The sequence below is a fragment of the Yersinia aleksiciae genome (assembly GCF_001047675.1).
Taxonomy (GTDB): Bacteria; Pseudomonadota; Gammaproteobacteria; order Enterobacterales; family Enterobacteriaceae; genus Yersinia; species Yersinia aleksiciae.
This window is the reverse complement of record NZ_CP011975.1, coordinates 3,765,294-3,778,523: the sequence shown is the minus strand read 5'-3', so window position 1 is coordinate 3,778,523 and position 13,230 is coordinate 3,765,294. Positions and strand designations below refer to the sequence as shown.

The window sequence follows — 13,230 nt, the reverse complement described above, 5'->3', positions numbered from 1 at the left end:
TCATAGCCGCTAGACTCTGCTCTGCTTAATTCTATTAACCATAACGATCCCCACACAGACCAATATCAGTGCAATGGCATACTTCCATTCTAAAATACTTTCGTTGAGGAAGATGGCGGAGAGAACTGCGCCAGATACCGGGATAAGAAAATTGAACGGGGCCACCATCCCAACCCGATTATATTTCAGTAATAAGCTCCACAGTGCAAACGCGGCCGATGATAACAGCACCAGATACCCCAGTAATAACAAAGCGCGCCAGCCAAAATCTGCCAAGTTGCCGCCAAATAGATAACCCCCAACCGTCAGCACCAATCCGCCAATCGCCAGCTGATAGCCGGTCATTACCGTGGTATCCATGGTCTGCGAAATACGCTTCCCGTAAATACTGGCAGCGGAAAGAATGAAAGCCGCGAGCACGACACTCCCCTCGCCTATCAGTGAAAAATTAAAATCCATTAAGCCTGAGCCGAAGTTCACCACCATGACGCCAGCAAAACCCAATGCGCAGCCAATAATTTTATTGAAGGTTAGCCGGTCATTTTGATAAATGTAATGTGCTAACAGCACACTGAAAAATGTCCCGGTCGCATTCATGATTGAGCCTTTCACCCCCGTGGTGTATGCCAGGCCAATATAGAAAAAGACATACTGTAGCGTGGTCTGTGTGAGCCCCAGAATAGCTATCTGCTTATATTGACCCTTGTTGAGGCGGCCAATAGCCTTACCGCTGACCATCGCCACAATAAGCAGTACCAAACCGGCCAACAGAAAGCGGTAACCCGCGAACACCATTTTGCTCGGAATATCATCAGGGGCAATATGAAACAGCACATAGCCATTTTTTATCGCGGGATACGCACTCCCCCAAAGGAGGCAACAGAAGGTCGCAACGAGGAAAACAAATTTTTTATTGGTAAAAAGCGGAGAACTGCGGTCCACGCGAACATCCTTTTCGAACAAAAAAAATGAAATAATGTTTCGTTATAACTATTCCCTATCGAAAAGTCTTGCAAGATATCACTATTCTCTTAAAAACCCGCTGATAACCCCGTGGTTCCGCACTAATAGTGCATGCTGACTAAAAATGAATTGTATACTGCCGCATGGTTCGTAGAATAATTGTACTGTGAATATGGCGTTAATGGGTTAGTCATACTCAAGCCAATCTCGTTCAATGTTTGCACTGACAGACAAAGATCGTGTACGATGCTGGTTTAATTAAATAACTTTGGTTTTCATTATGTTAAAACTATTTAACGTAAACTTTAACAGTATGCCTGAAAGAAAGTTAGATGAGATCTTCACACTTAGAAAAATAACATTTAAAGATCGGTTAGATTGGAAAGTAACCTGTATTGATGGTAGAGAAAGTGATCAATATGATGATGAGAATACCAATTATATATTAGGCACAATAGAGGATACTATTGTTTGTAGTGTTCGATTTATTGAAATGAAACACCCGACAATGATTACTGGGCCATTCTCCCCTTATTTTAACGATGTTAACTTACCAATTAATGGCTTTATAGAGTCCAGCCGTTTTTTTGTTGAAAAAGCATTAGTCCGAGACATGGTCGGTAATGATAGTTCACTTAGCACGATACTGTTTCTGGCGATGGTTAATTATGCCAGGAGTCGTGGATATAAAGGTATATTGACCGTTGTCAGTCGAGGTATGTATATCTTGCTGAAGCGTTCCGGATGGAGCATTACGGTTTTGAATCAAGGTGAATCCGAGAAAAACGAAGTTATTTACCTTTTAAATTTGGGTGTCGATATTGATAGCCAGCAAAAACTCATAAATAAAATATGCAAAAAACATCAAGTCGATCCTGACATCCTTAAAACCTGGCCATTGGCCGTGCCTGATATTATTAAATAGGCTTAATCAATTTCAATTCGATGCCAAGTCTTATTGCGTGCTTGGCATTCAAAACACCTAGCTTTCTGACCACATTGCCAATATGGAATTTAACCGTACTTCTTTTTATTCCCAGAATTATAGCGATTTCTGAGTAGGTTTTACCGACACTGGCCCAATATAAAATCTCGTTTTCTCGAGGGGAGAATATTTCTCGCCCACCAGGGGTTTCTTCTAGTGCCTTGTTTTCATTGCTATTTTTTTGATAAAGCCCAAGCATCTTATCATGTGTCAAAATAAGCAGCATTTGAATCTTTTCTTTATTGGTTTCAATGGTCTCATCAAAATAAATACTGTCATCGCTTCCATTTGAGATGTTTAGCGTTGCCATATTATTGTTATTATCATGGAGTACAAATGTATAGCCATTAACAATATTATATTCTCTCGCCAGATTAAATACAGCGGAGTCAGTTGATTTCTTATTGATAACTGAATTATCGTCCCAAGCAAACGGGGCAACCTTGTCTTTTGCCGTCAAAATAACAGGATCAATAAGATGGTAACTATTCTTTTTGTATTTTTTCACCCAATCCAATGGATAGTTAGAAATAATAGCCGGATGTAATGGTGTTTTCTTATTCATCACCAGATAAGAGTAATGAAGATCACCATAAGCCTTTATTCTTCTTTGAATATAGTTTTTTATGTCTTCATTAATGCTTTCATTATCAAAATAATCAATTATCATAACAAACCAAGCTCACTATATACATTGCGCAACAATACAATTTTATCACATTGTTTTCAATAGAAATCAGTGTATAAATAGACTTGCAGATATTCCTCAGATGCGACTAACACGCCGATAAAAATAACAAACCTAGACCAAAGGATAGTTTTTCAAACTAGACCTAAGGTTAGCTATTATTATAGCCCCATGTTAATTAAACTGTTTTCGCTTTAAACAATTAGCTTTAAATATAATTGAACTAATATCTTAGCGCATCGATGCCAAGAAAGTTAGTCTGAAAAGAATATAATTCTGCCAATACCAGGGGACTTTTTAAGTCCAATAGTACCGTTTTACCCCGCCATCTGGATGTCTTTACATTCAGATGGCTGTAATGCCTCATCTACGTTAAACCTCCCCATAACACCGTGACAATCGCTTATTTATTAGCCCAACCCTGCAAAATACCCTGCACTGTGAGCGCAATCATAATGCTGCTGCATGATGTGCTAAAGATCACATTTCCGCTATATCGTTTAAAAATCAAGCAAATAATAACCTCCTTCGACAAATATCTACCAATTACAATGGATAAATACTCTTTTTACGTATATAAACATTAAACTTATTTATGTAATTTTGATAAACTTGACTTAAGTCATGTCCGTAACCGAAATTAATCGTATGATAAATCAACGGATATAATGTTTCCCTGGTGTTGGCCGAATTGGCATCCCTTACCAAATGAGATTGGTAAGGGTTTTTTTTGCCTACCATTCAGGCTCGGTGGGAGTTTTAAGACGCCTGTTGCATCATCCGAGCTAATGCTAGCGCTTGAATAATCACCGCACGATCGATCTCAGGATTATCGCTGTCCAACAGCCGCTGCCAAATAGCGATGGCCTCGACATAATGTGCATGTGTATATTTATCTGAGGCTTGCAACATTAATGCGGTGTACTGCAACGGCTCTTTTGCCAATGCCTGCTGTAGCCAATAGGCCACATCAGCAGTCATATTTTTGCCCGCCTGGTAATACAAGATGGTCGCGCGAGCCGCATCCAGCGCCGCATTAGCCCCCTGTAGACGTTCTGCCTGCTGCAATGCGATCAACGCATCGTCAAACTCATTACGATATAAATAATATTGCGCCAAACTAAACCAGCCGACACCGTTATCCGGTGATTGGCGAATGCGCTGCTGTAAGCGATATAAGGTGGGGTCACTGCTTTGCTTATCTAGCATATTATTTAATCGTTTAGCTTCTTGTTGCCTCAGTGCTTCCTGCTGCACCAAGGTATAACCGCCCAGCTGTTGATACCCCAAAAGAGTCAGGGTCAGCACCACCAGTGTGAATCCCACGGGCCAGCGCCAACTGATACGGCCATAGTGCGCGAACCATGGCCCTCCTATCCCGATAAGCATCAGCAGCAATAGGATCGCCAGCCCGATAGCCAACACCATTAACGTGATCCTCTCGGCTGTAAGGCGGTTCGCTGGCGTATTTTGAAAACTAATCCCCCCAACACGCATATCAACAGCACCCCTGGCCCAAACCACAGTACCAGTGTGGCGCGGCGCAGTGGGGGCTGATAGAGAATAAAATCCCCATAGCGCTGTGTCATTAATGTCATGATCTCCTGCGAACTATGCCCCGCCTCGACCAAGCGGTAGACCTCTAAGCGCAAATCTTGCGCAATGGGTGATGTCGATTCCAGCAAGTTTTGATTTTGACATTGTGGACAGCGCAGCTCTTTTGCCAGCGCCACTGCTTGTTGCTGACGTTGTGGTGAACTGAAGCTGTAGGTGTCCACCAGATCAGCTAGCCCCCAAGGCGAGATGAGCAGTGATAGCATCAGCAAAATGATTTTCATGATGGCCCCACATTTGTCCATTGCGCCAATAGCGGCATAAATTGCTGCTGCCATACCGCGGGTGTCATCTCCCCCGCATAACGCTGACGAATAACCCCGTTAGCATCAATTAGCCAGGTTTCTGGTGTCCCGTAGACCCCCATCGCCAGTGCTAAGATGCCCTGTGGGTCATATAGACTCTTTTGGTAAGGGTTGCCGTAGCGCTGAAGTGTATTCAATGCCGACTGGCGTTCATCACGGTAATTCAGCCCATAAAACTGCACTCCGGGTAAGCTGTTGGCGATCTGCCCGAGCACTGCCATCTCCTGCTTGCAGCTGGCGCACCAACTGGCCCAGACATTAATGACCGTGACCTTACCTAGCAGTTGCTCCCGCGTGATGAGTTGCGTGGGCTGCTGCAAGTCAGAGAGTGAAAATGCCGGAAAGGGCAGATCTTTAGCTGCCAACTCGATGCGATGGGGATCGCGCTTTAAACCACTGTAGAGCACCGCGCCCAAGAGAACAGCCAGTATGGGAACCATCAGCCAAGGCCACCGTTGTCTCATTCATCCTCCGCCAGATCATTGAAATGCTGAATTCGGTGCCAAAGGGCCAGCAAGCCGCCCAGTGTCATCATCAGTGCGCCCCCCCAGATCCAGCTCACTAACGGTTTATGATACAAACGCACGCTGTACTCGCCCGCGCCCAAGTTATCCCCCAACACCGCATAAAAATCGGCCAAGAGGCCACTGGCAATGGCCGGTTCAATCATCAACACCTCACGCACGGTATAGCGCCGCCGTTCTGGTAAGAGTGTGGCTATCGGTCGCCCCTGTTGGCTGACCATGATGTGCGCCTGTTCGCTGGTATAGTTCGGGCCAACCCGCAGCTCGGTTTGATGATAAGTAAACTGATAGCCCGCCAGTGTCACCTGCTGACCGGGCGACATGCGGCTGCCCTGCTCTACCGAGTGATACGACGCAAACTGCATACCCAGCAAGCTGACGGCAACACCACCATGTAGCAGCCATGGTCGCCAGCGTATTTTTGGCGCAAACAACGGGGCCAGCAAGGCCCAGAGGGCGAGTGTGACACCCGGCACCATCCCTGCTTGCCACGGCGATTGGCCCAATCCTGACGTCAGTAATGCCGCTGAGATGGCGAGTAACGCAGGAAGCACCAGCCGCCAGAGCGCGGTTTTTGGGCTGTGCTGCCAGCGGGCAAAGGGCATCAATCCCATCAGCAACAGCAGCAATAGCACAAAGGGGGTGAGCGTTTGATTGAAATAGGGTGCGCCGACAGACAATGATCCCAAGCCCAATGCGCTGAAAATCAAAGGGTATAAGGTGCCAATTAAGACCGTCACCGCCGCAACACTCAGCAGCACGAATGCCGCCAGCAGCAAAGTCTCCAGTGAGTACAGGCGGAAATCAGCGGAGCGACTGCCTCCCCTCACCCGCAGCACAAACAGCGTCAGTGAGACTAAGGTCACCACGCCAAACAGCAGCAGTAGCGCTTCGCCACGGGCGGTATCCACGGCAAAGGCGTGCACCGAGGTCAATACCCCAGAGCGCACAATAAAGGTGCCAAGCAAGCAGAGTTGGAAGGTGACCAGCGCCAGTAGAATCCCCCAGTGAGGGTATAAGCCACGCCGCTGATTGATCGCCAGCACATGCAGCAGCGCGGTTGCAGTGAGCCAAGGTAGCAGTGATGCATTCTCGACCGGGTCCCAAAACCACCAGCCGCCCCACCCCAATTCACTGTACGCCCACCATGCCCCCAGCAAGATCCCCATGGTCAGTAAGCTCCAGGCAGCCAATACCCACGGGCGACTATAGCGCGCCATAGTTTGACCACTTCGCCCGTCCAGCAGCGCCGCGATGGCGAAAGCAAAACTGATAGCAAAACCGCTATACCCCAGATACAGCAGCGGCGGATGGAAGATCAGCGCCAGATCTTGCAGCATCGGGTTCAGATCACGCCCCTCGGCCAAGGTGGGGAATAAGTGCTCAAAAGGATTAGAGAAAAACAGGATAAACAGACTCAACATCACCAGTAGCCAGCCCATCACACCGAGTGAGCAGGCAAAAAAACGCAGTGGGAAATGACGACGGAAAAAGGTCAGCGCGGCACTCCAAACACTCAATGCAAAGAGCAGAAACAGCATAGAGCCTTCATGTCCGCCCCAGATGGCCGCGATTTTGTAAAACAGCGGAAGCTGAGTGTTCGCGTGCTGCGCAACATACAGCAGCGAAAAATCGTCAGTCACAAAGCACCAGCCCAGTAAAAATAGCGCCAGTGAAAGCAAGAGTGTTACGCCATAACTGAGCGACGGCAGCCAATACAGCAAGGGCAACCGCCGCCCCTGTAGCGCAATAAAAGGCACACAACCGAGCAGTAGCGCCAGTGACGCCGCCGCCAGCAGTGACAACAGCCCTAATTCACCGATCATATTCGCGCTCTCATCACACCACCGTCATCTGTCCGGCATAGAGAATGAAAAAACGTAAAACGAATACGCCAAACAAGCTCAGGCCCGATACCGTGAGCAAAAATGAGGTCCGATGGCGCACGTTATGGCTGCAATAGCGGTTTAAGGCCAATGGCAGCACCATGCCGCAACCAATCACCCAGAACCAGAACATCGATGCCCAGAAGCCGCCGCCTATCGCCACCGCCACCGCGACCTCTTTCTGACCGCCGCCAAACCATAACCCGGTAAAGAATGCCAGCAGCAGAAAGAGCTCCAGCCAGACCACCGGTTTTTCCAGTCGATGGACAAATGCTAGTGCCGGGCTATCTACTGGCTCTTTAAAAAACGCCACCGCACACAGCACCATCGCCGCGATCCCCGACGAGACACCAGAGAACAGAAATAGTACCGGTAACACTGGGTTATTCAGCAGCGGATAACTTTTTAGCGCGGATAACAGGAAACCGGTATAAGCCCCCAAAGCCACCGCCAGAAACAACATAAAGGGCTCAAGTTTGCGCTCAATCGGCGCTATTTTGCTGAGTATCGTGCCAACCCAGCTCAATTTGGGATAGGGCTGTAGCAGCGCAGTGAGCCAGTGGCGGAATATCAGCGCCAGCCAGAGCAACAGCACCCCCATATAGACCTGAAACAGCATCACGCCCAATGACATCACAGAACTGGTGCTATAGAAGAACATCAGTTTCCAGAAGGTCCATGGCCGCGTGAGGTGCAGAATCAAGATGAATAGGCCGAAGATAACCGCCAGTGGTGCGATAATTGCTGTGGATTTGAGCAGCCCGCTCTGCGCCGCCTCCTCCCCCAGTACCCGCCGCTTCATCAGCAGGCTGACCACCACCATCCCCGCAGAGACACCAATCAAAAACAGATAGATGGCAATTGGCCAATCCCAGACTAACGATTCAAAGTGAAACGGCGTATTCGGTTTAGGACTCATCCGCTAATCTCCCCATACTGAAAAGGCACACGGTACAGCTTCGGCTGTGTCCCCAGATGTAACTTAGCGCGATACACCGTGCGCTGATGCAACAGCTTCACCAGTTCGCTGTTGGCATCGTCCAGATTGCCAAAGACCAGGGCTTTGGTTGGGCATGACAGCACACAGGCCGGTTGTTTCCCCTGCTTGAGGTTGGTCTTGCGGCAAAAATCGCACTTGTCGGCGGTCTTGGTCACGGGATGGATAAAGCGCACTCGATAGGGGCAAGCGGCAATACAGTACTGGCAGCCGACACAGAGGTCAGGATTGACATCGACAATACCGGTCGCCTTATCGCGATAGGATGCACCGGTCGGGCAGACATCGACGCACGGCGCTTTGTCACAATGTTGGCAAGAGTGGCGATAGAACTGATATTTCACCGCTGGAAACTCGCCGATGGGCTGACTGCGAATAATAGTGAGCCGCGAAACGCCAACTGGGACATGATTCACTTCGCGGCACGCATCCATGCAGGCGGTACAGCCGATACAGCGAGTCTCATCATGGAGCATCCCGTAGCGAACGCCGTCGATCGTGCCGCTCAGTGCCAGCGAACGTCCGGTGGAACCGGTGATGAAAATCAGCGCCCCCATACTGACCAGAAAGTGACGACGGTTGCTATTCATGGCGTCTCCTTCGGTATCAGCTCCTGCTGACGGCGGTGGCAATCGACACAGATTTTGACCCGCCCTTTGTCATCCAGACCCTGCATCGGGTCGGTTTTTGGGTGCAACTGATGACAACTGACACAAGAGAGCTTCAACATATGCACATCATGCGGCCAGAAGGCTTCGCGTAACTTTTCCGGCTGATGACAACTCATGCAGACGCTATTTTGTTGCGAGACGCTGAACAGCGCCTTATCGGCATTCAGCATGTCGCTGTTGAAGCGCATCACATCTTTGACGCCATTACGGTGCAGCACCGACGCCTTGCCGTGACAGTTGGTGCAGGTGACCGCCAATTGGGTATTCGGATTAACGGCACCGGCATGTTTGCCATGCAACTCATCTTTTTGCTCTTTATGGCATTGGACGCAAGCTGCATCCGGATTACGCTGCGGCTCCACGACATGACGCGAGACAGTTGTATTCGGTGTCGCGGTCGGTGTCGTGGCGTGAGTGGGCAGCGTGCACAGGGTCAACACTGCCAGCAGCGCTGCTGAACAGAATGAACGTAAAACGCGCATAGTGATTCCACCTTTGCTATGGCCCCAAACTGGAGCCAGTTGGTCCCTGGAAGAGAACCGGTGAGGGGTTTCCCACCGGTACGCCGCTTACTGGCTCAAACGGCCCGCTTTTCTGGCTTGATCATCCCAGGCTGGCACCACTTGTTGCAGAAACTCCTGCTTCTCCCGGTTCAGCTTATCCATATCCATCCCCAGTGCTTTTTGCGCATTGAGTTTGGTCGAGATATCCGGCAGCGGAATTTCATGGCTAATCCCTTTCGTCGCCAGCAAACGCGCCAGTTTGGTGCGAGCATCGGCGGCTTTATTTAACGCGCCACCCAGCACTTTCAAACCAATATCCGGTGCATGCATATGAATGCCGTGGGAGGCGATGGCGTAATCCCAACGCCACTGGGCATGACGGATATCTTGCAGAATCGGCTTCATCTCTTGCTCAGTCGCACCCGCATCCCATGCGGCTTTAGCCTCGTAATGGGCATGAACCAGCTGTTTCTCAACATTCAGTTTCAGCTCCTGAATGCTGGCTTTGCGTTCAGCGACAATATCTTGCAAGGTTTTTTTATCTTGGGTATGGCAGTTAACGCAGGTGCTTTCGAAGCTATCGAAGGGATTGCGGATCTGATGGTCGGTGTAGACCTTGCCCGCCGCATTTTGAATTTTCGGCATGTGGCAATCGATACAACTGACATTATTCTTGCCATGGATCCCCGCACGCCAGGTTTCGTACTCAGGGTGCTGCGCTTTGAGCATTGGCGTTTTCGACAGCGGATGTACCCAATCGGAGAAAGCAATTTCATCATAATATTTCTCCATTGACTCCACATCGGTGCCTTGATCCCACGGCAGTTTTACCGCTTTATCTTTACCCGCGAAGTGATACTCAACGTGGCATTGGCTGCACACCATGGATTGTTGATCCAGACGGCTGGCGTGTTCGAATGGTTTATTGATCGATTGCAGTGCGCGTTCAGTATAGGGACGAGACAGCACCAAGGCGGGTTTGCCCGCGGCAAAATCAGCCGAGGCGGTATCATGACAATCGGCGCAACCCAGCTGATTGACGACTTCCGGCCCGCCTCTGGCCCACGTTCCCTTGAAGTAGCCCTCTTCCCCCTGCTCATTGATCAAGCGGGCGACATCCGGACTTTTACAGCTCCAGCAGGCCATGGGTAATGGGCCATCTTCTGCGGTTTTCGGCGCAGCGGTCCGCAACGTTTCCCGCACATCGGTGACCGCATAATAGTGCCCACGAGGCTTGTTATAATCTTTTGCAAAGGGATAGCCCGCCCAGAGAATGACCAGATTGGGATCATCCGCCAAGGCATCTTCACGTGGCCCACTCTCTTTGGTTTTTAACCATGAGGTGAACTGATCAACGTGCTGCTCGGCGAATTTATCGTTGCGGGCCTCAATCGGCGGCGTGGGGGCTGCCGACAGAGAAAAGACGCCCCCTATTGCCAAAAGAGCCAATATCCCTACCGACATCTGTCTTATAAATTTGCTCACAATAGGTACTCCAGTGTGTTTTTCCATCCCGGGCGCTGTCACTACCCGCACCAGATAGTTATTTTTATTTTTAAGCCCGCATAGGATGAAAAATACTCAGCCAAGAGAGAGTCCATGACCGATATCACCCACTGGGTTAAGGCGATATTAAGGAGGTTTTGCCGTAAATTATTTGTAGTAGTAGGAATGCTTGTTTTAGATCAAACAATTTTTGTGTGGGTATTCACTTTTATGAAGTCGGTCAAATAAAAAGCAGCTCGTCGATCATTTTTTACATAAAAGTCAACGATATAACTCTTTATAGGTAGTTGAGGCGGTATGAGATAGTGAGGCAGGTGTTCACCCCACCTTTTTTATGATGGGGTTCACTTTTTCTTCCCTGAGGGGGTCGAGCTGAGTAAGCAAAATGTGTTGTGACCAAGATCCTTAACACCAATACGCCATAAAGTTCACACTGGAGCGATCCAAACCACATTCGCCAATCAGATAACGGCGCAACGCTTTCACCGTTGAGGATTCCGCCGCGATCCAAGCGTAGAAAGCCTTTGCTCCTTCGGCGCGCTCCCACAGCACTTCACCACCCAGACTGTTTTCTGCCAATGATTGCCCTTCCACCCGCGCCACGATCGGAATCTGAACCCACTGACGCACAGCGTTAACGAGCATGCTGCCATGGGCCGAGTGCGACTCAGCATCGCGGGGCAACCAGTGCACCTGCGCAAAGGGGTATTGTTTAAGGCTGATACAATCACCGGTAACCGGCACCTCAAAAAAAGCCTGAACCTGTGGCGGATTAGCCTGTAATGCCAATTGTGCCAAAATAGCCACCGCCGCCGGTAACGCAGTTTCATCCGCAATCAGTAGCACCTGCGTCATCTGCGCAGGCGGAGCCCACTCATAACCGCCACTGTCGAGTGGGTAATCTGCATTCGGTGCCACCACCTGAATAGCATCACCCGGTTTGGCATGTGTTGCCCAGGCTGACGCCGGACCCGTCTCACCGTGCAGAACAAACTCCACATCCATCTCGTTCTGCTCCGTACGCAATGCGCGCAGTGTATAGGTGCGCATCACCGGGCGCTGTTGCTTCGGTAAAGCCAGGTAGCTGCGATACCAGTCATCGCTTTTTTCCAACTGCGGGATTTGGCCATCGGCTGCCGAGAATAGCAGTTTGATACGCTGATCCGGCGCTTCAAGTTTCATGCGATTCACCTCTGCCCCTTCAAAGACGCAGCGCAGTAGCGAAGGTGAAATATTCTCTTTTACTTTCAATTTGATATCAAAAATTCGGTAGCTTGATGGGCCGGACATATCAGTTACTCTCCTACAGAATGTGCTGTTTCTCGATGCTGACACCACAGCCAGCCACTTATACCGCCCAACAGAACGGCCATCATCAGAGCCGCAGCTATTAACTGTGACTCACCGTAAAATTTTGCCACCACGGGTACCATTAACGCACTCATGCCATAACCCAATGTATGACTGGTTGCTATTACGCCTGAACCTTTGCCCGTGGACAACTTGTCGTTCAGCATCAATTGATAACCCGGTGTTGCCATAGCAGCGCCAAAAGAGGCCAATGCACAACCCGCATAAAATAGTACCAATGGTTGAGCACACATTAGCCCTAAGCCCAACACCATCAATAAGGCCGCCATCAACAGCAACTGAGGAGCCGTGAAGCGCTGTGGCCGCACCACCAGAAACTGGGCTAACAACGTACAACCGGCAGCCACACTGAGTAAAATGGCAACATGGTGGCTCACCGTCGTCGCCGAATCACTGAATAATTGACTCAGATGAGGTGCCAGGCCAAGTTGCATCAGGCTGACCGTCGCCGCCAGCAATAGTGCGCAGAGCAAATAGGGCAGCATGCTGATACGTAACCGATTTTGCTGATGAGCACTCGCCGGTAACGGCGGGTCATTATATTGGAAGCACACCACCAGCAGTGCAAGCAAAGGGGCTATCGCCATCAACCAGAGCGGGGCCATTGGGTGTAGCGAGAGGGCCAGTGCGGCACAGAGTGGGCCAAGTAGGCGGCCACAGCTTAAACCTGAGCTGATGGTGGCCAGCGCTACCATCCGTTGCTCATATCCGGCGCGCTGCAAAGCCCACGTCTGACAGGCAGGGACCATGCCCGAAACCGTCAGGCCGTAAATAATACGCGCCACAATCAACCCAGCCAACCCTGTCATCTGGGTTAACCACCCTGCCGCCAATCCCCAGACCGCCAAGGCTAACAGAGCAAAACTGAGCAAGTAGCCTGTCAACGCCATGGTAACCACAAACTTACAACCACGAATCTCCGATTGGCGGCCCCACCACGGCGATCCCACAAGAAATAGCATTGAACCGAGGGTCAACAAACCGGCCCATACCGACAGTGACAGGTGAGTCTTACTTACCAATACAGGTAACACCACCAATAACCCATTTTGCCCAATACCTAATAGCCCAGCGCAAAAAGCTAACGGCCAATTGGATGAAGACCTTTGCCCATGTGAATGGGGGTCAGACTGTAGGGAGATCCGCATAAAAAGTGAATTTACCGTTAATAACATTGATGATTTAAAGGTTTTTGATTGAAAAATTGTATCATCATT

Annotated in this window: 13 protein-coding genes; 1 reads left to right on the top strand and 12 read right to left on the bottom strand. The window is 49.6% G+C overall.

Translation table 11 applies throughout. The features are described 5' to 3' along the window. Window positions 1-9: 9 nt before the first annotated feature. Window positions 10-942 (bottom strand): DMT family transporter, encoded by a 933-nt coding sequence (locus ACZ76_RS16880; protein ID WP_048619949.1) that lies wholly within the window; start codon window positions 940-942, stop codon window positions 10-12. Between the two features lie 301 nt (window positions 943-1,243). Here ACZ76_RS16880 and ACZ76_RS16875 point away from each other — a divergent pair, with 301 nt between their 5' ends. Beyond that, window positions 1,244-1,888, top strand: coding sequence for an acyl-homoserine-lactone synthase (locus ACZ76_RS16875; RefSeq protein ID WP_048619948.1), 645 nt, complete (start codon window positions 1,244-1,246; stop codon window positions 1,886-1,888). Here ACZ76_RS16875 and ACZ76_RS16870 read toward each other — a convergent pair. The 11 genes from ACZ76_RS16870 to ACZ76_RS16820 all read right to left on the bottom strand — a co-directional run bounded on the left by ACZ76_RS16870 (window position 1,881) and on the right by ACZ76_RS16820 (window position 13,161). Then, a complete protein-coding gene (locus tag ACZ76_RS16870) occupies window positions 1,881-2,618 on the bottom strand; it encodes a helix-turn-helix transcriptional regulator (protein ID WP_048619947.1) in 738 nt (245 codons plus the stop codon). The genes ACZ76_RS16875 and ACZ76_RS16870 overlap by 8 nt on opposite strands. A 777-nt stretch (window positions 2,619-3,395) precedes the next feature. Beyond that, the gene (locus ACZ76_RS16865) at window positions 3,396-4,064 is read right to left on the bottom strand and encodes a TPR domain-containing protein (protein WP_048619946.1); all 669 of its coding nucleotides are present in this window, start codon (window positions 4,062-4,064) and stop codon (window positions 3,396-3,398) included. Next, entirely contained in the window at window positions 4,064-4,474 is a 411-nt protein-coding gene (gene nrfF, locus ACZ76_RS16860; protein ID WP_048619945.1) for a heme lyase NrfEFG subunit NrfF, read from the bottom strand. Before nrfF ends, ACZ76_RS16865 begins: the two co-directional genes overlap by 1 nt. Further along, the gene (locus ACZ76_RS16855; RefSeq protein WP_048619944.1) at window positions 4,471-5,019 is read right to left on the bottom strand and encodes a DsbE family thiol:disulfide interchange protein; all 549 of its coding nucleotides are present in this window, start codon (window positions 5,017-5,019) and stop codon (window positions 4,471-4,473) included. Before ACZ76_RS16855 ends, nrfF begins: the two co-directional genes overlap by 4 nt. Beyond that, the gene (locus ACZ76_RS16850; RefSeq protein WP_048619943.1) at window positions 5,016-6,905 is read right to left on the bottom strand and encodes a heme lyase CcmF/NrfE family subunit; all 1,890 of its coding nucleotides are present in this window, start codon (window positions 6,903-6,905) and stop codon (window positions 5,016-5,018) included. The genes ACZ76_RS16855 and ACZ76_RS16850 overlap by 4 nt, the downstream gene beginning before the upstream one ends. 13 nt (window positions 6,906-6,918) lie before the next feature. Beyond that, a complete protein-coding gene (nrfD, locus tag ACZ76_RS16845; protein WP_048619942.1) occupies window positions 6,919-7,884 on the bottom strand; it encodes a cytochrome c nitrite reductase subunit NrfD in 966 nt (321 codons plus the stop codon). Then, window positions 7,881-8,552 carry a cytochrome c nitrite reductase Fe-S protein gene (gene nrfC / locus ACZ76_RS16840; protein WP_048619941.1) on the bottom strand — a complete coding sequence of 224 codons (672 nt, stop codon included), beginning with the start codon at window positions 8,550-8,552 and terminating at the stop codon, window positions 7,881-7,883. Before nrfC ends, nrfD begins: the two co-directional genes overlap by 4 nt. Further along, window positions 8,549-9,115 (bottom strand): cytochrome c nitrite reductase pentaheme subunit, encoded by a 567-nt coding sequence (gene nrfB, locus ACZ76_RS16835; RefSeq protein WP_048619940.1) that lies wholly within the window; start codon window positions 9,113-9,115, stop codon window positions 8,549-8,551. Before nrfB ends, nrfC begins: the two co-directional genes overlap by 4 nt. Window positions 9,116-9,202: 87 nt before the next feature. Further along, window positions 9,203-10,600, bottom strand: coding sequence for an ammonia-forming nitrite reductase cytochrome c552 subunit (nrfA, locus tag ACZ76_RS16830; protein ID WP_048619939.1), 1,398 nt, complete (start codon window positions 10,598-10,600; stop codon window positions 9,203-9,205). Between the two features lie 447 nt (window positions 10,601-11,047). Next, window positions 11,048-11,932, bottom strand: coding sequence for a siderophore-interacting protein (locus ACZ76_RS16825; protein WP_048619938.1), 885 nt, complete (start codon window positions 11,930-11,932; stop codon window positions 11,048-11,050). A gap of 5 nt (window positions 11,933-11,937) precedes the next feature. After that, window positions 11,938-13,161 (bottom strand): MFS transporter, encoded by a 1,224-nt coding sequence (locus ACZ76_RS16820; RefSeq protein ID WP_048620343.1) that lies wholly within the window; start codon window positions 13,159-13,161, stop codon window positions 11,938-11,940. Window positions 13,162-13,230 lie beyond the last annotated feature (69 nt).